The sequence below is a fragment of the Erwinia sp. E_sp_B01_1 genome (assembly GCF_036865545.1).
GTDB lineage: Bacteria > Pseudomonadota > Gammaproteobacteria > Enterobacterales > Enterobacteriaceae > Erwinia.
In genome coordinates this window covers 3738159-3758813 of sequence record NZ_CP142208.1, presented here as the reverse complement: position 1 = coordinate 3758813, position 20655 = coordinate 3738159, and the positions used below count along the sequence as shown (strand labels likewise).

The following is a 20655-nucleotide window of genomic DNA, read 5'->3' as shown; positions in this document are numbered from 1 at the left end:
AATCAGTGTCATAAGCTGAGCCGAATCAACCTGAGATGAAAGAGCACTGTCACAATCAGAGGGTTACCTTGCAATGATTACACTTTTTTGGAGTAGATAGTGCATTGCATATGTAAATTTATATGTACACTTTAGGTTTGCAGTTAAGGTCAGTTTCTTATCATTAAGAGTATTTATATCAATGTATTATGTTTTATTTTTGGCGTTACTTACCTGTAGTGGTAATAAATATGTACAGTGGTATTTGAGTTCTGTACCACTTCTGATACATTAATTGCCTACCCGCAGAGGGCGGACTTTAGCAAAACGAGAGATACAGAGAGACCATCATGCAAAAAGACGCGCTGAACAATGTCCATATCGCTGGCGAACAGATTCTGATCACGCCGGAAGAGTTGAAAAAACAGTTTCCGCTGAATGCAGCCCTGGAAGCCCAGATCGCCGCTTCCCGTCAGACTATTGCCGATATCACCAGTGGGAAAGATCACCGCCTGCTGGTCGTTTGTGGTCCCTGTTCAATTCACGATACTGAAGCCGCTCTTGAATATGCCCGCCATCTTAAGGCTCTCTCTGATCAACTGAAGGATCAGTTGTATATCGTTATGCGCGTCTATTTTGAAAAACCCCGCACTACCGTAGGCTGGAAAGGGTTGATCAACGATCCTTACATGGATAATTCTTTTGATATGGAAGCCGGTTTGCATATCGCACGCCGTCTTCTGCTGGACCTGGTTGAAATGGGCCTCCCGCTGGCTACTGAAGCGCTGGACCCTAACAGTCCGCAATACCTGGGCGACCTGTTCAGCTGGTCAGCGATTGGTGCACGGACTACAGAATCCCAGACTCACCGTGAGATGGCCTCAGGTTTGTCCATGCCGGTAGGGTTTAAAAACGGCACGGATGGCAGCCTGGGTACCGCCATCAATGCGATGCGCGCTGCTGCTATGCCTCACCGCTTTGTGGGGATTAATCAGAGTGGCCAGGTTTGCCTGCTGCAGACCCAGGGAAATCCTGATGGACACGTGATTTTGCGTGGCGGTAAAAGTCCAAATTACGGCCCGGAAGACGTTGCGCAGTGTGAAAAAGAGATGCTTAAGGCAGGACTCCGTCCCTCCTTGATGATAGATTGCAGCCATGGCAATTCTAACAAAGATTTTCGTCGTCAGTCCGGCGTGGCTGAATCTGCAGTAGCGCAGATCAAAGACGGCAACCGTTCTATTATGGGTCTGATGCTGGAAAGCAATATTCATGAAGGCAACCAGACTTCCGAGCAGCCGCGCAGTGAGATGCGCTACGGTGTTTCTGTGACTGATGCCTGCATCAACTGGGAAACAACCGAAACCCTGCTGCGTGAAATCCATCAGGACCTGAACGGAGTGCTGGCGGCGCGACTGTCGCAAGAGGATTAATTATGGTGGCTGAACTAACCGCGCTTCGCGATCAAATAGATGAAGTCGATAAAGCGTTGCTCGATTTGCTGGCCAAACGTCTTAACCTCGTCGCTGAAGTCGGCGAGGTCAAGAGCCGTTATGGATTACCGATTTATGTGCCTGAGCGCGAAGCTTCAATGCTGGCTTCACGGCGGAAAGAAGCGGAACTGCTCGGCGTCCCGCCAGATTTGATCGAAGACGTGCTTCGCCGGGTAATGCGGGAATCTTACTCCAGTGAAAATGATAAAGGCTTCAAAACGCTGAATCCTGACCTTCGTCCAGTGGTCATTGTCGGTGGTAAAGGCCAGATGGGGCGTCTGTTTGAGAAGATGCTGACCTTGTCTGGTTACCAGGTGAAAATCCTTGATAAAGAGGACTGGGAACAGGCTGGAAGTCTGTTGTCTGATGCTGGCATGGTGATTATCAGCGTGCCTATTCATCTGACGGAAAAGGTGATAGCGGAACTGCCGCCGTTACCTGATGACTGTATTCTGGTCGATCTGGCCTCGGTTAAAAACAGCCCGCTTCAGGCGATGCTGGCTGCGCACAACGGCCCGGTTCTGGGGCTGCATCCCATGTTTGGTCCGGACAGCGGCAGCCTGGCGAAGCAGGTTGTGGTCTGGTGTGATGGCCGTCAGCCAGAAGCTTATCAATGGCTGCTGGAACAGATTCAGGTCTGGGGGGCAAGACTGCACCGCATCAGCGCGGTTGAGCATGATCAGAATATGGCCTTTATCCAGGCACTGCGACATTTTGCTACTTTTGCCTATGGCCTGCATCTGGCGGAAGAGAACGTCCAGCTTGAACAGTTACTGGCGCTCTCATCGCCCATTTACCGTCTGGAACTGGCGATGGTGGGCAGGCTGTTTGCTCAGGATCCCCAGTTGTACGCAGACATCATCATGTCCTCTGAGAGTAATCTTGCGCTTATCAAACGGTATTATCAGCGGTTTGGTGAGGCGATAAAGCTACTGGAACAGGGTGACAAGCAGGCGTTTATTGACAGTTTCCGTAAAGTTGAGCACTGGTTTGGCGATTATGCCCAGCGCTTTATGCTGGAGAGCAGAACCTTACTCCGGCAGGCTAACGACAACAGACAGTAAGTTTTTAAAGGCCGGAAACGGCCTTTTTCATTAGCGGCTGAAACCCGCCTCCTGCAATATCCTCTGAGCCTTTGCTGATAACAAAAATCCAGCCAGCGGCCTGGCACTTGCTGTACAGCAGGCAAATGCATAGTCAGCCTGAACCTGCCACGGAGCAGCGATGGGCAACGCCACCACTCTTCCTGTAGCATTAAGCAATGAGGCATAACTTTGATAGCCGATAAACATATCGGCCTGACCCGAGTTAAGCAACCAGCTTGCAGCAAGCTCCCCGGCCGGGACAGTAAGCGTTTCAGGCCCACCGACCAGCGGCATTGCGCGTCGTTTCAAAGCTTCCCCCTCTCTGTGATGGGAGGCTTCTATGCGATCAAACAACTGCCAGGTATAGTCACCGGAAGGATCGCTTAAGGGCGTAGAAGTGGCAAGGCGTAATGTGGGATCAAGCAGCAATTCCAACCAGCTGCGATTTTGCTTCGCCAGTTCAGGCGTAATGCTCAGGCAAAGCTGGTTGCGCGTAAAAATCCCCATGCTCTGAGCGACACCTTTATTCAGCAAGGCTTGAGGATGACTTGTGTTGGCTGAGGCAAAAAGGTCGCAGCGTTCACCCTGCTGAATACGTTGCAGAAGCAGCCCGGCAGGAGCGAAATCTGTTTTAACGGGATCCCCACCCTGTTGTTCAAATGCCGCCATCAAAGCTGGCCAGACAATCCGCAGGCTACCTGCTGCCAGTACCGTTATCCCCTGCATCAGTTATTGCCCTTGTAATGCGTACGGTAGAAACGCTGATACCAGCTATCTGCTTTTTTCTGCATATCCACATCGCTGAATTTCTCAGGATATAACTTTTTCGCCATCCACAATTCACCCAGCGCCAGCGCTTCCGGCATCGGATAACCCCATGCTTTGGCATATTCCGGCATCAAATAAACCCGATGGTTTTTTACGGCATCAACCGCCTGCCAGGCTGGCTGCTGGTTAATCTCATCAATAACGCGGGGGTATCGATCCTGCACAAAAATAACCTGCGGATTCCAGGCAATAATCTGCTCCATTGAGACTTGTTTATAGCCTTTCACCGTTGCGGCTGCGACATTCAGCGCACCGGCATGGGCCATCATCAGTCCGGTGTATTTACCGGAGCCATAGGTGGTCAGATCGGGATTTGCCATATAGGCGCGTATGCGTTGCCCTGCAGGGATCTCGTTAAGCCGTGCCGCTGTTTGCTGACGCTCTTCGAAGGTTGCTTTGATCAGGGCATCGGCCTGTTTCTGATGATTTACCACCTCGCCAATCAGCCTGATCCCCTGCTGCAGGCCCTGGCTATAAGCCTGGTCTTCGTTCAGCAAGTCCGGGTTCAGTTTACCCTGCTGTTTCTCATCACCGCTGCGAAGAGAGATCGCAATGACGGCAATACCCAGATTTTGGATCTGGTCGATCATTTCCTGAGGCGCGTAGTTAGTGACAAAAACCACCTGTGGATGCAGCGCGACAAGTTTTTCCAGATCCACATGGGTCAAATCGCCCAGGGCAGGGATTCGGGTCAGTTCTGGCGCCAGCCGCTGATAGCCATCGCCCAACTGCTGTTTCCAGTTCCCCAGAATCCCCACCATCGTGCTGGTGGCATCCAACTGCACCAAAAGGTTGAGGGTTTGATGCTGCAATACCACCACGCGGTCGACCCGATCCGGAATTGTGACCTGACGGTCAAGCTGATCGGTCACCTGACGGGCAGCCTGAGAGCTAAAGGGCAGAAGGCCGAGTAAAACAGTTAAGGCGGAAAGTCTGAGAAGGCGGAGCATAGGGAGTCCTGAATTTCGTTGTATACGTAATGATATAGCGATAATGGCACAGCAGTAAATGATCCTGAGCAGGTAAGAGAGGCCAAAATCAGGTGTTTCCGGGTTTTGATATAAGGGAAAGGGAGAGGGGGAGGGTGGAAAACTCACTGTTGATGTCAGCCGCCCAAATGGCGGCTGACGGAAAAACCAGGGTCAGTTATTGAGGTTCGACCGGAATGACATTCTCGCTTGGGTAGCAGCCCAGAACTTTAAGCGAGCGGGTGATAAGCGTCAGCTCTTTCACTGCCTGCTGAACATCATCGGAACGCAAATTCCCCTGAAAATCGATATAAAACATCTCTTGCCATGGATTGCCATTAATCGGGCGGGATTCCAGTTTGCTCATCACCAGATTGTGTTTGCGCAGCACCAGTAAAGCCTCAACCAATGCACCAGCCTGCTGGCCTGTAGCCATAATCAGCGTGGTTTTAGCAGGAACCTGCTCCGTCACTTCAACAGCTTTACGTGCAAGGATGACAAACCGGGTAATGTTCTGTTTCTGATTGGCAAGATTGCGTTCAAGTACCTGAAGCCCGTAAAGGTCGCCGCCAGCTTCGCTGCCAATTGCCGCCACTTTAGGAGAGTTCATTGCCGCGACTCTCTCCATGGCTGCAGCTGTACTTTCGGTGTATTCAATCTTCCAGTGTGGATAGCGGTTAATGAACTGGCTGCATTGCTGGAAAGGTTGAGGATGGCTGTAGACCGTTTCGATTTGCTGCAAATCAGTGCTGCCATTGACCAGTACGCAGTGGTCGATAGGGATAGTCATCTCCCCCACGATCGAAAGGCTGGTGGACTGCAACAGATCATATACATCATTGATAGAACCAGAACTGGTGTTCTCAATCGGCAGCACGGCGTAATCCGCCTGGCCGGTCTCAACCTGATTGAAGATGTCCTGAAACTTCAGGCAGCCGCTCTCAATAAAAGTCTCAAAATGCCGTGCGGCGTAATTACGGGCAGCCAGGTGAGAGTAAGAGCCTTTCGGGCCGAGGAACGCAATCCGGGCTGACTGTGCAGTGGTATTGTTCAGATGCTTTTGCAACAGCGCCTGCTGGGTAAGCACCGAGTCTTCAATGATTAGCTGAAAGAGCCGCGTTATATAGTGAGCATCGAGCTTATGGTTTTTGCCCAGCGTAATCAGATGCTCAAGAAGATCGCGCTCGCGATCTATGTCGCGGATCGGACGATGAGTTGCCATTTTTGCTGTGGCAACCTCTGTTGCCAGAGCGCGGCGTTGTGCCAGCAGGTTCAGTAACTCTTCATCTAACGCACTGATCTTAGTGCGAAGGCCCAGCAGGGGATTTTCAGCGGTCATCGGGTTACCTGTCAGATGGTGATAAAAAAAAGCCTCCCGGTGGGGGAGGCCTGGTAGTTCGTCTTCGCATTCATTCTCACACGACGAATTGCCTCCCAGTCAGGGGAAGGTAAAAAAGAAGGCGAAGAAAAACGGTACGGTTGTCATTTGGGATGTCCGAAATCAGCAAGCTAGTAAAGTAACCGCTGTAATTAATTGCTGTCAACGTAAAATGCGCCGGCAGCAGGAAACACAAGGTAGTAAATCCAGTCAGTTCCTTAGTGCGTTCCCTTTTGCTACATCAACCACCAGGCTTCAAACATCAAACATCAAACATCAAACATCAAACATCAAACGCCAGATACAAAAAACGCGCCCGGTGGGCGCGTCAGAAACAAACTTAATAATTCACTTACTCTTCATCAACCACGCTTAGATCTTTCACACTGGCATTAGCGCGACGGGCTTCACCCTTGTGCTGAACTTTATTCAGCTGGCGCTCCAGTTTTGCAATAAGGTCGTTGATGGCGGTGTACATATCATCATGCTTTGCGCTGGCTACCAAAGGGCCATTTGGCGTATGGATGGTGGCATCAGCGACAAATTCCTTCGGCTCCTTTGAAAGAACGATATGGGGTTTTATCAGGTCAGTTTGCCATTTTTCGAGCTTGGCGAGACGGTCTTCGACATGTTGGCGGATAGCCGGAGTGATGTCCATGTGCTTGCTGGTAATGTTCAGAACCATAGTGCTTACCTCTCTGTCATTTCCGTCGAATGTAGATCCAGCATACCTCTAAAAAGGGGTTGTTGCGTGATTCAAATCACGTTTTTTTGTCACTTTTTGTCAAGGCTAACAAATTTGTGAGATGGGGGGATAAATGTTCAAAAGGGGGTTGAAGAGGGAAAATTTAGCGGGCATGATTGACTGGATAACTCAGAACACATCGCGCCACAACGCTGCGATTCTGAGCAAAAAAATGGCAGCCCATCGGCTGCCATTTTTCGTTTTTAACGCTTAAGCCTGATTTGCGGCAATCAGTTTCGCGACTTTATCTGCTTCAGCTGTTAACTGGAGATGACGGTATGCATTCTCCATCAGCGGCAGAGCGGTACGGGTAGCCTGAGTGTCCGGATAATCTTTCATCATTTGCTCAACGCGGTTAACTACTGCGACATATGCTTCGCGCTTAGTGTAGAATTGAGCAACGGATAATTCATATTTCGCCAGACGATCTTTCAGATACACCAGACGCTTTCTTGCATCTGTTGCGTACTGGCTGTTCGGGTAACCGCGCAGCAGCTGAGAGAAGTCATGGAAGGCGTCACGCGCATGCGTGGGATCGCGGTCAGAGCGGTCGATGCCGAAAAAGCCCTGCAGTGCGCTGTCGTCCAGCGCCATATCCGTCAGACCACGCATATAAATCACGTAATCAATATTCGGGTGGGTTGGATTCAGACGCATGAAGCGGTCAATCGCGGCCTGCGCCAGCGGCAAATCGGCATTTTTGTAGTAAGCGTAGATCAGGTCCAACTGAACTTGCTGGGAGTAAGGCCCGAACGGATAGCGGTTATCAAGCGCTTCCAGTTGCGTTATCGCTCCTTTAAAGTTACCGTCCTGCAGTTTTTGCTGGGCTGTGGCATAGATCTCAGCAGGCGGATTGTCGGGCACCGTCTCCTTCGAGCCGGAACAACCCGCCAATGCCAGGCTCAACGTGGCTGCAGCCACCAGATATTTCATACGCGTCATGACGATTTGATTATCCTCAGAGTGTTATTCAGGAAGCTGTCCATGTAGCTCCCGATAGTGACCAGGTACAATAGCACATTATATTAAACGGCATCGCCGTGAAAACCCAACGTTAACGAAGAAGCTGTTTATGGCACAACAAGTAAAACTCAACGCAACGGTATCCGAATCACAACTCGGACAACGCTTAGATCAGGCTTTGGCCGAATTGTTCCCTGATTATTCTCGATCTCGCATAAAAGAGTGGATTCTCGACCGTCGCGTCACCGTCAATGGCGTAATCATCGACAAACCGAAAGAAAAAGTGCTTGGCAGCGAACAAATCGCTATTGATGCAGAAATTGAAGAAGAAGCGCGCTGGGAAGCGCAGGATATCCCGCTAGACATTGTCTATGAGGATGACGATATTCTGGTGATCAACAAACCGCGCGGTTTGGTTGTCCACCCTGGCGCCGGCAATCCGGATGGAACGGTATTAAATGCGCTGCTGCATCATTTCCCGGCCATCATTGATGTACCGCGTGCGGGGATTGTTCACCGTCTGGACAAAGACACTACTGGTTTAATGGTAGTGGCTAAAACTGTACCGGCTCAGACGCACCTGGTTGAATCTCTGCAATTAAGAGAGATTACCCGTGAGTATGAAGCGGTAGCCATCGGCAGAATGACCGCGGGCGGAACAGTGGATGAGCCTATCAGCCGTCACTCTACCAAACGCACGCATATGGCTGTGCACCCAATGGGGAAACCTGCCACTACGCACTACCGCATCATGGAGCATTTCCGTGCCCATACGCGTATGCGTCTGCGTCTGGAAACGGGCCGTACACACCAAATCCGTGTGCATATGTCTTACATCAACCATCCGCTGGTGGGGGATCCTTTATACGGTGGCCGTCCACGTCCGCCTAAAGGTGCCTCAGAGGCCTTCATTTCTACCCTGCGCCAGTTTGATCGCCAGGCTCTGCATGCCACCATGCTGCGCCTGTACCATCCGATCAGTGGTATTGAGATGGAATGGCATGCGCCGCTGCCTCAGGATATGGTCGATCTGATCGCCGCTATGAAAGCGGACACGGAAGAGTTTAAAGACCAGATGGACTGGTAATGAGCTTTATTAAGCCGGACTGGACGCTGCCAAAGAGTGTGCGGGCAGTGAGTTCGACCAGAGTGGGTGGCGTCAGCTGCCCGCCCTGGGATTCACTGAATCTGGGGGCGCATGTGGGTGATGACTCCTGTCATGTGTTGGCAAATCGTCAACATCTGGTTGAACAGGGTGATTTACCGGCTATGCCGTACTGGCTTGAGCAGGTACATGGTACTGAGGTGCTTCAGCTTGACGGCAACCGGCCTGTAACGTTGCGCGCCGATGCTGCATACACTCGCCAGCGTGGGGTTCCCTGCGCAATCATGACGGCGGATTGTCTGCCTGTTCTTTTTTGCTCTGTGGATGGTAAAGAAGTTGCTGCTGCTCATGCAGGCTGGCGGGGTCTTTGTCAGGGGATACTTGAGGCGACTCTCGCTGCATTTCTTGCCCCTCCGGAAGAGATACTGGTGTGGCTGGGACCGGCAATTGGTCCGGATGCTTTTGAGATCGGTCCTGAGGTTCGCGAGGCCTTTTTAGCGCAAAGTTTGCACAATGATGCAGCTTTTCGTCCCGCAGGTGAAAAATTTTATGCGGATATTTGGCAACTGGCCCGACAGCGTTTAGTCCACAGCGGAGTGCGCCACATCACGGGTGGCGAGCTTTGTACCCATTCCGATCCTGCCCAATTCTTCTCTTTTCGACGAGATGGGGTAACAGGCCGTATGGCAAGTTTGATCTGGCTGATATAACCTAGCGCCATAAGACGGTCCAGATTGATGTATTTTTCACCAAAATATTTGGGTCATTAAACTTGAAAATTTGAGGGATGACCTCATTTAATCTCCAGTAGCAATTTGACCTGAATGGGGGAATTATGCGTCTGGATCGTCTTACTAACAAATTCCAATTAGCTCTCGCCGATGCCCAGTCTTTAGCCCTGGGACGCGATAATCAATTCATCGAACCTCTCCACTTAATGAGCGCCTTGCTGACTCAGGAAGGGGGATCCGTTCGTCCTTTACTGACCACCGCCGGTGTTGATGTTGCTGCATTACGCAGTAGCGTTGAACAGGCTATCGGCCGTCTGCCGCAGGTCGAAGGCACAGAGGGCGATGTTCAGCCTTCTGCCGACCTTGTCCGTGTCCTGAACCTCTGTGACAAGCTGGCACAAAAACGCGCTGATAATTTCATCTCATCCGAACTGTTTGTTCTGGCTGCTCTCGATTCACGTGGGTCACTGGCTGATTTAATGAAATCCGCCGGAGCGACCAGTGAAAAGCTGAGTAAAGCAATTGACCAGATGCGTGGAGGCGAAAACGTGAACGATCAAGGGGCTGAAGATCAGCGCCAGGCATTGAAGAAATACACCATCGATCTTACTGAGCGTGCAGAGTCAGGCAAATTAGATCCGGTAATTGGCCGTGATGAAGAGATTCGTCGCACCATTCAGGTCTTGCAGCGCCGGACCAAGAATAACCCTGTACTGATCGGTGAACCCGGCGTAGGTAAAACGGCTATTGTTGAAGGACTGGCTCAGCGGATTATCAATGGAGAAGTGCCGGAAGGTCTTAAAGGCCGCCGTGTCCTTGCCCTTGATATGGGTGCGCTGGTGGCTGGAGCAAAATATCGGGGCGAGTTTGAAGAGCGTCTGAAAGCCGTTCTGAACGATCTCTCCAAACAGGAAGGCAATGTCATTCTGTTTATCGATGAGCTGCACACTATGGTCGGCGCAGGTAAAGCTGACGGCGCAATGGATGCGGGTAACATGCTTAAACCCGCTCTGGCGCGTGGGGAACTGCACTGCGTAGGGGCGACCACGCTGGATGAGTATCGCCAGTACATTGAAAAAGATGCTGCGCTTGAGCGTCGTTTTCAGAAGGTGTTGGTGGCTGAACCGAGCGTGGAAGATACCATCGCTATACTGCGTGGCCTTAAAGAACGCTATGAGCTTCATCACCATGTGCAGATCACTGACCCGGCAATTGTTGCAGCATCAACACTGTCTCACCGCTACATTGCCGATCGTCAGCTTCCGGATAAAGCCATCGACCTTATAGATGAAGCGGCTTCCAGTATCCGTATGCAGATAGATTCCAAACCAGAATCGCTGGATCGTCTGGAGCGTCGCATCATTCAGTTAAAGCTGGAACAGCAGGCGCTGAAAAAAGAGTCTGACGATGCCAGCATCAAGCGGCTGGAGATGCTGGAAGACGAGCTGAATCAAAAAGAGCGTGATTACTCGGTTCTGGAAGAGGAGTGGAAAGCAGAGAAAGCTTCCCTTTCAGGTACGCAGACTATTAAGGCGGAGCTGGAACAGGCCAAGCTCTCAATGGAACAGGCACGTCGTCTTGGTGACCTGGCACAAATGTCGGAGCTGCAATATGGCAAGATTCCCGAGCTGGAAAAACAGCTTGAGATAGCTACGCAGTCTGAAGGTAAGACCATGCGTCTGCTACGCAACCGCGTGACGGAAGTTGAGATTGCTGACGTGCTGGCACGCTGGACCGGGATCCCTGTCGCCAGGATGATGGAAGGGGAGCGGGAAAAACTGCTGCGCATGGAGCAAGACCTTCATCAGCGCGTTATCGGACAGAATGAAGCTGTGGAAGCAGTATCGAATGCCATCCGGCGTAGCCGGGCAGGCCTGGCCGATCCGAATCGCCCGATTGGTTCATTCCTGTTCCTTGGACCTACCGGGGTAGGTAAGACCGAGTTGTGTAAAGCGTTGGCCAACTTTATGTTCGACAGCGATGACGCGATGGTTCGCCTTGATATGTCCGAATTCATGGAGAAGCATTCGGTCTCACGGCTGGTCGGTGCGCCTCCGGGCTATGTAGGTTATGAAGAAGGGGGATATCTGACTGAAGCGGTCCGTCGTCGTCCTTATTCTGTAATCCTGCTGGATGAGGTGGAAAAAGCGCATCCGGATGTGTTCAACATTTTACTGCAGGTGCTGGACGATGGTCGTCTGACCGACGGACAGGGCAGGACAGTCGATTTCCGTAATACGGTAGTGATCATGACTTCCAACCTTGGCTCTGATTTGATTCAGGAACGGTTTGGCGCCCTGAGCTATCCGGAAATGAAAGAAGTGGTCATGACTGTTGTAGGACAGCATTTCCGTCCCGAGTTCATCAACCGTATAGATGAGCTGGTGGTCTTCCATCCATTGGGCGAGAAACATATTGCTTCTATTGCGAAGATTCAGCTGCAGCGTCTTTATGACCGCCTTGCCGATCGTGGGTTTGAACTGAACATTTCGGAAGCGGCATTACAGTTGCTGGGTGAAAATGGTTACGACCCGGTTTACGGTGCAAGGCCGCTTAAACGTGCAATCCAGCAACAGATTGAAAATCCGCTGGCTCAACAGATACTCTCTGGCGCACTAATACCCGGAAAAATGATTGAAATGGATGTAAAAGACGGAAGGATTGTTGCTCAGCAATAATATTCTGCATAGAAAAATGGGCCTTCGGGCCCATTTTTGTTTATTAAAGCGGCAGAAAGAGGCCCTTTTCAGGTCTTTGGGTTAAAATGTGAGCGGTTGAGCGGATTTTTGCATTTTGGGGGTTGCGGGCTTCCAAAAATTCCCTATAATGCGCCTCCACTGACCCGGAACAACGACTTAACGGTCGCCGCATCAGAGGTTCAGGAAGCTGAACCGCCGGAGAAAAACTTCTGAAAAAGACGTTGACTCTGAAGGAGGATAGCGTAGTATACGCCACCTCGCAGTAAGTCGCCACGGCGCTTACCGCACCGCTCTTTAACAATTTATCAGACAATCTGTGTGGGCACTCGCAGGATTGATATCAGCGTCTTTGGACGCAAAAAAATATCAAGCCTTAAGAGTGAACACATAATGAAATTCATTATGACGTTTTACACTTGAGCATCGCTGCACTTGTTGCAGCAAATCGAACTTTTAATTGAAGAGTTTGATCATGGCTCAGATTGAACGCTGGCGGCAGGCCTAACACATGCAAGTCGAACGGTAGCACAGAGAGCTTGCTCTTGGGTGACGAGTGGCGGACGGGTGAGTAATGTCTGGGAAACTGCCTGATGGAGGGGGATAACTACTGGAAACGGTAGCTAATACCGCATAACGTCTTCGGACCAAAGTGGGGGACCTTCGGGCCTCACGCCATCGGATGTGCCCAGATGGGATTAGCTAGTAGGTGGGGTAATGGCTCACCTAGGCGACGATCCCTAGCTGGTCTGAGAGGATGACCAGCCACACTGGAACTGAGACACGGTCCAGACTCCTACGGGAGGCAGCAGTGGGGAATATTGCACAATGGGCGCAAGCCTGATGCAGCCATGCCGCGTGTATGAAGAAGGCCTTCGGGTTGTAAAGTACTTTCAGCGGGGAGGAAGGCGATAAGGTTAATAACCTTGTTGATTGACGTTACCCGCAAAAGAAGCACCGGCTAACTCCGTGCCAGCAGCCGCGGTAATACGGAGGGTGCAAGCGTTAATCGGAATTACTGGGCGTAAAGCGCACGCAGGCGGTCTGTCAAGTCAGATGTGAAATCCCCGGGCTTAACCTGGGAACTGCATTTGAAACTGGCAGGCTAGAGTCTTGTAGAGGGGGGTAGAATTCCAGGTGTAGCGGTGAAATGCGTAGAGATCTGGAGGAATACCGGTGGCGAAGGCGGCCCCCTGGACAAAGACTGACGCTCAGGTGCGAAAGCGTGGGGAGCAAACAGGATTAGATACCCTGGTAGTCCACGCCGTAAACGATGTCGACTTGGAGGTTGTGCCCTTGAGGCGTGGCTTCCGGAGCTAACGCGTTAAGTCGACCGCCTGGGGAGTACGGCCGCAAGGTTAAAACTCAAATGAATTGACGGGGGCCCGCACAAGCGGTGGAGCATGTGGTTTAATTCGATGCAACGCGAAGAACCTTACCTGGCCTTGACATCCACGGAATTTGGCAGAGATGCCTTAGTGCCTTCGGGAACCGTGAGACAGGTGCTGCATGGCTGTCGTCAGCTCGTGTTGTGAAATGTTGGGTTAAGTCCCGCAACGAGCGCAACCCTTATCCTTTGTTGCCAGCGAGTAATGTCGGGAACTCAAAGGAGACTGCCGGTGACAAACCGGAGGAAGGTGGGGATGACGTCAAGTCATCATGGCCCTTACGGCCAGGGCTACACACGTGCTACAATGGCGCATACAAAGAGAAGCGACCTCGCGAGAGCAAGCGGACCTCATAAAGTGCGTCGTAGTCCGGATCGGAGTCTGCAACTCGACTCCGTGAAGTCGGAATCGCTAGTAATCGTAGATCAGAATGCTACGGTGAATACGTTCCCGGGCCTTGTACACACCGCCCGTCACACCATGGGAGTGGGTTGCAAAAGAAGTAGGTAGCTTAACCTTCGGGAGGGCGCTTACCACTTTGTGATTCATGACTGGGGTGAAGTCGTAACAAGGTAACCGTAGGGGAACCTGCGGTTGGATCACCTCCTTACCTGAAGATACTTTCCCGCGTAGTGTCCACACAGATTGTCTGATAGAAGTAATGAGCAAAGAACGAACCAGAGTCCCCATCGTCTAGAGGCCCAGGACACTGCCCTTTCACGGCTGTAACAGGGGTTCGAATCCCCTTGGGGACGCCATCTCCTGATAATGAGTGAAAGACATTATCAACCAGTATCTCAAAACTGATTATGCCGCGAGGCGAGTCACGTTTGAGATATTTGCTCTTTAACAATCCGGAACAAGCTGAAAATTGAAACGACGCGTCGTTTTCATTCTCCGTAATAAGAATGAAATTTACGACGCGGTCGAGTCTCTCAAATGCTCGCAACAGCTCGTGTCCTCCGGGACGCTTGTGGGTTGTGAGGTTAAGTGACTAAGCGTACACGGTGGATGCCTAGGCAGTCAGAGGCGATGAAGGGCGTGCTAATCTGCGATAAGCGTCGGTAAGGTGATATGAACCGTTATAACCGACGATACCCGAATGGGGAAACCCGGTGCACCTTGGTGCATCATTGCATGGTGAATACATAGCCATGCAAGGCGAACCTGGGGAACTGAAACATCTAAGTACCCAGAGGAAAAGAAATCAACCGAGATTCCCCCAGTAGCGGCGAGCGAACGGGGAACAGCCCAGAACCTGAATCAGTTTGTGCATCAGTGGAAGCGTCTGGAAAGTCGCAGGGTACAGGGTGATACTCCCGTACACGAAGATGCACTTGCTGTGAGTTCGATGAGTAGGGCGGGACACGTGACATCCTGTCTGAATATGGGGGGACCATCCTCCAAGGCTAAATACTCCTGACTGACCGATAGTGAACCAGTACCGTGAGGGAAAGGCGAAAAGAACCCCGGCGAGGGGAGTGAAACAGAACCTGAAACCGTGTACGTACAAGCAGTGGGAGCACCTTCGTGGTGTGACTGCGTACCTTTTGTATAATGGGTCAGCGACTTATATTCTGTAGCAAGGTTAACCGTATAGGGGAGCCGCAGGGAAACCGAGTCTTAACTGGGCGTTAAGTTGCAGGGTATAGACCCGAAACCCGGTGATCTAGCCATGGGCAGGTTGAAGGTTGGGTAACACTAACTGGAGGACCGAACCGACTAATGTTGAAAAATTAGCGGATGACTTGTGGCTGGGGGTGAAAGGCCAATCAAACCGGGAGATAGCTGGTTCTCCCCGAAAGCTATTTAGGTAGCGCCTCGTGAATTCATCTCCGGGGGTAGAGCACTGTTTCGGCTAGGGGGCCATCCCGGCTTACCAACCCGATGCAAACTGCGAATACCGGAGAATGTTATCACGGGAGACACACGGCGGGTGCTAACGTCCGTCGTGAAGAGGGAAACAACCCAGACCGCCAGCTAAGGTCCCAAAGTCATGGTTAAGTGGGAAACGATGTGGGAAGGCACAGACAGCCAGGATGTTGGCTTAGAAGCAGCCATCATTTAAAGAAAGCGTAATAGCTCACTGGTCGAGTCGGCCTGCGCGGAAGATGTAACGGGGCTAAACCATGCACCGAAGCTGCGGCAGCGACGCGTATGCGTTGTTGGGTAGGGGAGCGTTCTGTAAGCCGTCGAAGGTGGACTGTGAGGTCTGCTGGAGGTATCAGAAGTGCGAATGCTGACATAAGTAACGATAAAGCGGGTGAAAAGCCCGCTCGCCGGAAGACCAAGGGTTCCTGTCCAACGTTAATCGGGGCAGGGTGAGTCGACCCCTAAGGCGAGGCCGAAAGGCGTAGTCGATGGGAAACAGGTTAATATTCCTGTACTCGGTGTTACTGCGAAGGGGGGACGGAGAAGGCTATGTTGGCCGGGCGACGGTTGTCCCGGTTTAAGCGTGTAGGCTTGAGTTCCAGGCAAATCCGGAACTCTTTAAGGCTGAGGCGTGATGACGAGGCACCACGGTGCTGAAGCAACAAATGCCCTGCTTCCAGGAAAAGCCTCTAAGCATCAGGTAACACAGAATCGTACCCCAAACCGACACAGGTGGTCAGGTAGAGAATACCAAGGCGCTTGAGAGAACTCGGGTGAAGGAACTAGGCAAAATGGTGCCGTAACTTCGGGAGAAGGCACGCTGGCGCGTAGGTGATGGGACTTGCTCCCGGAGCTGAAGCCAGTCGAAGATACCAGCTGGCTGCAACTGTTTATTAAAAACACAGCACTGTGCAAACACGAAAGTGGACGTATACGGTGTGACGCCTGCCCGGTGCCGGAAGGTTAATTGATGGGGTTATCCGCAAGGAGAAGCTCTTGATCGAAGCCCCGGTAAACGGCGGCCGTAACTATAACGGTCCTAAGGTAGCGAAATTCCTTGTCGGGTAAGTTCCGACCTGCACGAATGGCGTAATGATGGCCAGGCTGTCTCCACCCGAGACTCAGTGAAATTGAACTCGCTGTGAAGATGCAGTGTACCCGCGGCAAGACGGAAAGACCCCGTGAACCTTTACTACAGCTTGACACTGAACATTGAGCCTTGATGTGTAGGATAGGTGGGAGGCTTTGAAGCGTGGACGCCAGTCTGCGTGGAGCCAACCTTGAAATACCACCCTTTAACGTTTGATGTTCTAACCTGGCGCCGTAATCCGGCGTGGGGACAGTGTCTGGTGGGTAGTTTGACTGGGGCGGTCTCCTCCTAAAGAGTAACGGAGGAGCACGAAGGTTAGCTAATCACGGTCGGACATCGTGAGGTTAGTGCAATGGCATAAGCTAGCTTGACTGCGAGAGTGACGGCTCGAGCAGGTGCGAAAGCAGGTCATAGTGATCCGGTGGTTCTGAATGGAAGGGCCATCGCTCAACGGATAAAAGGTACTCCGGGGATAACAGGCTGATACCGCCCAAGAGTTCATATCGACGGCGGTGTTTGGCACCTCGATGTCGGCTCATCACATCCTGGGGCTGAAGTAGGTCCCAAGGGTACGGCTGTTCGCCGTTTAAAGTGGTACGCGAGCTGGGTTTAGAACGTCGTGAGACAGTTCGGTCCCTATCTGCCGTGGGCGCTGGAAGATTGAGAGGGGTTGCTCCTAGTACGAGAGGACCGGAGTGAACGCACCACTGGTGTTCGGGTTGTCATGCCAATGGCATTGCCCGGTAGCTAAGTGCGGAAAAGATAAGCGCTGAAAGCATCTAAGCGCGAAACTTGCCTCGAGATGAATCTTCCCTGGGCCTTTAAGGCCCCTGAAGGGACGTTGAAGACTACGACGTTGATAGGCCGGGTGTGTAAGCGCAGCGATGCGTTGAGCTAACCGGTACTAATGACCCGTGAGGCTTAACCTTACAACACCAGAAGCGTTCTGGTGGGCGTCTGAGAGACGCAACGATTTTCAGCCTGTTCGATAACGGATTGATTTGCGTGGCCTGCGAGGGCGGCGTGAACAACAGAATTTGCCTGGCGGCTTTAGCGCGGTGGTCCCACCTGACCCCATGCCGAACTCAGAAGTGAAACGCCGTAGCGCCGATGGTAGTGTGGGGTCTCCCCATGCGAGAGTAGGGAACTGCCAGGCATCAAACAAGCAATAACCCCGACCGCAAGGCCGGGGTTTTTTGCGTCTGCAGGATATGAAAAAACACCGTATTTTTGGGCTGAATGCTCGCTTTGCCAGTGAAGATCGGCATCATTTTTGAGAAAAACACCCTCTGGCGTTCCTGTAAACATCCTCTATAATCCACTCTGCTTCATAGTTCAGTAACATCAAAGCTAAAAATAATTCAATAAGTTCTGGCCGGTGAGGTTTACTGCTGGTTATTGTTTCACTTCTGAGGCTAATTATTAGCAAGGAAAAAATTAAGAGGTTAATTCTATGACAGATGCCACATCAGAACGGCAGCCTGAGGCTACGGCCGAGACGATCACCACCCGTCAGCGGATCTGGGCGATTGTTGGCGCATCATCCGGCAATCTGGTCGAATGGTTTGATTTTTATGTTTATTCCTTCTGCTCACTCTATTTCGCGCATGTCTTTTTCCCCAGCGGAAATCCCACAACTCAACTTCTGCAAACCGCAGGCGTATTCGCAGCCGGTTTTTTGATGCGTCCTATTGGCGGCTGGATGTTTGGCTATATCGGCGATAAGCATGGTCGTAAAAAATCCATGCTGATTTCAGTGTGCATGATGTGTTTTGGCTCCCTGGTAATTGCCTGCCTTCCGGGTTATGAAACTATCGGTGTCTGGGCACCCGCGCTGTTACTGTTGGCACGCCTGTTCCAGGGATTATCGGTAGGCGGAGAATATGGCACCAGTGCAACCTATATGAGTGAAGTGGCTGTGGAAGGCAAAAAGGGTTTTTACGCTTCCTTCCAGTATGTCACCCTGATTGGTGGCCAGCTGATGGCACTGCTTACGGTTGTAGTTTTACAACAGATTCTGAGTGATGAAGAACTTCGCGCATGGGGCTGGCGCATTCCTTTTGCGCTGGGTGCGGTATTAGCTGTCGTCGCTCTTTATCTTCGACGCTCGCTGAATGAAACTTCAGATCGTAAAACTCGCGAACATAAAGATGCAGGATCCCTGAGAGGGCTGTGGAAGCATCGCCGCGCCTTTATCATGGTGCTGGGTTTCACTGCGGGTGGTTCGCTGAGCTTTTATACCTTCACAACCTATATGCAAAAGTATCTGGTCAACACTTCAGGTATGGATACCCGAACAGCAAGCATATTGATGACAGCCGCGCTGTTTATTTTTATGCTGATTCAACCATTAGTCGGGGCTCTGTCCGATAAAATAGGCCGTCGCAGTTCAATGCTTATTTTTGGGGGATTAGCTGCGATCTGTACTGTTCCCGTACTGACAATGCTGCAAAACGTCACCAGCCCGTGGATCGCCTTTATCCTGGTGATGATCTCGTTGCTGATCACCAGCTTCTATACGTCGATCAGTGGGATCCTTAAAGCAGAAATGTTCCCGCCGGAAGTACGGGCATTAGGGGTTGGATTATCTTACGCGGTAGCCAATGCCCTGTTTGGTGGATCGGCTGAATATGTGGCGCTTTCACTGAAGGCTGCCGGAAGTGAAACCAGCTTCTTCTGGTATGTCTCCGCGATGGGAGCTGTGGCATTCGCTGTGTCACTGATGCTGCATCGCAGAGGGAACGGTATCAGGCTTTAACTGAACAGCCGGTGGCGACACCGGCTAAATTTCGACATTCATCCTTTTCTTTTCCCCGGTTTCCTTCCCGTTCCAGTCAAAATTTTCCACATCAATTACAACTCGCACTTTCGTTCTAACTCCAGTCCGCTGCTTCCTGTCGGCGACTCCCCCGGAATGGCAGAAAACCGCGAGCGGTGGGGTTGTGAACAACCTGCTTTACAGAATGCGGCTAATCAGCCTGTCGATACGGATACGACGAAGGCGACGTATCAGCTTACGCACCTTCTGCGGATAATCAGCGATGCTTTCCAAATCCCGGTAGTGCTGGACCACCGTAGTGTTCTGGCGGATCAAATCTAGCTCGTGGCGGCTTTGATCAACCAGCTGCTGGAGAGGATCGTGGATCAGGATCGCATTCTCCAGATCCAGACGCCAGGCGCGTGGATTGAGGTTATTACCGGTAATCAGCATCCATTCTTCATCCACCCACATGCCTTTGAGGTGATAGCTGTTTTCGCCATCTTTCCACAGGCGCACCGTCAGCTGACCGTTAGTGACATAGTATTGCAGCCGACTGAGGAAGCGACGAAGATTGATTTCATAGAGATAAGGTAGCGCGCCGATGATTTTAAACGGCTGATCTTCAGGGATATAGAAATCGTTGGCCGTTTTATCACCGACAATGATTTCCACTTCTCTTCCCTGACGCAGTAACCAGATGATGTTACGTACCAGGATGGCCGGCATATTAAAATAGGGCGTGCAAAGCGTCAGCTTTTGCTCAGCGCAGGGCATCAGATGAAAGATGGTTTTGTTCAGCAGACTGCGTTTACCCAAACCTACTAACGGCGTAACGGAGAGCTGTTCATTGTTGGCATCGCCTTTGAATTCATAATCAAATCCACGCAAATCCTGACGGAACTGACGGGTTTCATTTTTGATTTCCGGACTTTTAGGCCGCTGATGCTGGTCCAGACGATGCACGGCTTCAGCCTGGATAAGGTTGGTTTCTATCCAGGTAAACATTGTGTCAGCCAGGGTGGCGTTGTTGATCAGCTGGTAGCGGTCATAACGGTATCTGTCGTGCTGATGCAGGTAAACATCATTGAGGCTGGCACCGGTATAGAAAACGGTGTCATCAATAATCGAGCCTTTGAGGTGCAAAACACCCAGGGCCTCGCGGGTGTTAACCGGCACGCCGTAAACGGTGATGTTAATCTCAGGGTGATTATCTGCCAGTTCGCAGTACCAGTCCGCATTGGTTGCCCCACGGGCTCCGCCGATACGACCTCGCTGGGCGCGATGCCAGTCGACAAGGATGCGGACATCCAGCTCAGGGCGTAAACGCTTTGCTTCATAAAGCGCATTGAGTACGCTGCGACCGCCGTCATCATTCTCCAGATAGAGTGCCACAATACAGATGCGCCGTGTGGCATCTGCTATTTTCTGCAGCAAAGTCTGACGGAAATCAGCCGCTGAATAGAGCGTGGTGAAATCAGCAGCTGACTGAGACAATTTTGGCAGTTGCGCAAGGTGCTGTTGGTGTTTATTACGTTTGAATTTAGACAACATCACAGTGCGTTTCTTCTCTGTTCAT

The 20655-nt window shown here is 51.5% G+C and carries 13 protein-coding genes, 1 tRNA gene, 3 rRNA genes, 1 pseudogene and 1 other annotated feature; of the genes and pseudogenes, 10 read left to right on the top strand and 8 right to left on the bottom strand.

Annotation, left to right across the window (positions count from 1 at the left end; translation table 11 throughout):
* Positions 1-329 precede the first annotated feature (329 nt).
* Both VRC33_RS17550 and tyrA read left to right on the top strand, forming a co-directional pair.
* Positions 330-1409 carry a 3-deoxy-7-phosphoheptulonate synthase gene (locus VRC33_RS17550; RefSeq protein ID WP_338557657.1) on the top strand — a complete coding sequence of 360 codons (1080 nt, stop codon included), beginning with the start codon at positions 330-332 and terminating at the stop codon, positions 1407-1409.
* A gap of 2 nt (positions 1410-1411) precedes the next feature.
* Positions 1412-2533 (top strand): bifunctional chorismate mutase/prephenate dehydrogenase, encoded by a 1122-nt coding sequence (gene tyrA / locus VRC33_RS17545; RefSeq protein WP_338557655.1) that lies wholly within the window; start codon positions 1412-1414, stop codon positions 2531-2533.
* 30 nt (positions 2534-2563) lie between these two features.
* On the opposite strand, the gene VRC33_RS17540 is transcribed toward tyrA, so the two are convergent.
* From VRC33_RS17540 to bamD, 6 genes are all read right to left on the bottom strand, one after another.
* Positions 2564-3280 carry a substrate-binding domain-containing protein gene (locus VRC33_RS17540; protein ID WP_338557653.1) on the bottom strand — a complete coding sequence of 239 codons (717 nt, stop codon included), beginning with the start codon at positions 3278-3280 and terminating at the stop codon, positions 2564-2566.
* Positions 3280-4332, bottom strand: a complete 1053-nt coding sequence (locus VRC33_RS17535) for an ABC transporter substrate-binding protein (protein ID WP_338557651.1) — start codon at positions 4330-4332, stop codon at positions 3280-3282. The genes VRC33_RS17540 and VRC33_RS17535 overlap by 1 nt, the downstream gene beginning before the upstream one ends.
* Positions 4333-4528: 196 nt before the next feature.
* Complete coding sequence (gene pheA / locus VRC33_RS17530) at positions 4529-5689, bottom strand: bifunctional chorismate mutase/prephenate dehydratase (protein ID WP_338557649.1); 1161 nt, start codon at positions 5687-5689, stop codon at positions 4529-4531.
* Between the two features lie 22 nt (positions 5690-5711).
* Positions 5712-5837, bottom strand: a sequence feature (Phe leader region).
* Positions 5789-5836, bottom strand: a complete 48-nt coding sequence (locus tag VRC33_RS17525) for a hypothetical protein (protein ID WP_338564334.1) — start codon at positions 5834-5836, stop codon at positions 5789-5791. It overlaps the preceding feature by 48 nt.
* A gap of 243 nt (positions 5838-6080) precedes the next feature.
* On the bottom strand, positions 6081-6413 hold the full coding sequence (gene raiA, locus VRC33_RS17520; RefSeq protein ID WP_338557647.1) for a ribosome-associated translation inhibitor RaiA: 333 nt from the start codon (positions 6411-6413) through the stop codon (positions 6081-6083).
* Between the two features lie 270 nt (positions 6414-6683).
* On the bottom strand, positions 6684-7415 hold the full coding sequence (bamD, locus tag VRC33_RS17515; protein WP_338557645.1) for an outer membrane protein assembly factor BamD: 732 nt from the start codon (positions 7413-7415) through the stop codon (positions 6684-6686).
* A 130-nt stretch (positions 7416-7545) separates the two neighbouring features.
* On the opposite strand from bamD, the gene rluD reads away from it, so the two are divergent.
* From rluD to VRC33_RS17475, 8 genes are all read left to right on the top strand, one after another.
* On the top strand, positions 7546-8523 hold the full coding sequence (rluD, locus tag VRC33_RS17510; RefSeq protein ID WP_338557642.1) for a 23S rRNA pseudouridine(1911/1915/1917) synthase RluD: 978 nt from the start codon (positions 7546-7548) through the stop codon (positions 8521-8523).
* Positions 8523-9251: a purine nucleoside phosphorylase YfiH gene (gene yfiH / locus VRC33_RS17505; RefSeq protein ID WP_338557641.1), complete on the top strand. Its 729-nt coding sequence runs from the start codon at positions 8523-8525 to the stop codon at positions 9249-9251. The genes rluD and yfiH overlap by 1 nt, the downstream gene beginning before the upstream one ends.
* Before the next feature lie 125 nt (positions 9252-9376).
* Entirely contained in the window at positions 9377-11950 is a 2574-nt protein-coding gene (gene clpB, locus VRC33_RS17500) for an ATP-dependent chaperone ClpB (protein WP_338557640.1), read from the top strand.
* A 475-nt stretch (positions 11951-12425) separates the two neighbouring features.
* Positions 12426-13966: ribosomal RNA gene (locus tag VRC33_RS17495) — 16S ribosomal RNA — on the top strand.
* Between the two features lie 72 nt (positions 13967-14038).
* Positions 14039-14114, top strand: a tRNA-Glu gene (locus tag VRC33_RS17490).
* A gap of 226 nt (positions 14115-14340) precedes the next feature.
* A 23S ribosomal RNA gene (locus VRC33_RS17485) occupies positions 14341-17247 on the top strand.
* 111 nt (positions 17248-17358) lie between these two features.
* Positions 17359-17474: ribosomal RNA gene (gene rrf, locus VRC33_RS17480) — 5S ribosomal RNA — on the top strand.
* The 16S, 23S and 5S rRNA genes sit together here with 1 tRNA gene alongside, the layout of an rRNA operon.
* A 297-nt stretch (positions 17475-17771) precedes the next feature.
* Positions 17772-19076 carry an MFS transporter gene (locus VRC33_RS17475; RefSeq protein ID WP_338557638.1) on the top strand — a complete coding sequence of 435 codons (1305 nt, stop codon included), beginning with the start codon at positions 17772-17774 and terminating at the stop codon, positions 19074-19076.
* A gap of 198 nt (positions 19077-19274) precedes the next feature.
* Here VRC33_RS17475 and pssA read toward each other — a convergent pair whose 3' ends face one another.
* Both pssA and VRC33_RS17465 read right to left on the bottom strand, forming a co-directional pair.
* Complete coding sequence (pssA, locus tag VRC33_RS17470) at positions 19275-20630, bottom strand: CDP-diacylglycerol--serine O-phosphatidyltransferase (protein WP_338564333.1); 1356 nt, start codon at positions 20628-20630, stop codon at positions 19275-19277.
* Positions 20620-20655 (bottom strand): annotated as a pseudogene (locus tag VRC33_RS17465) (hypothetical protein). Before VRC33_RS17465 ends, pssA begins: the two are co-directional and overlap by 11 nt.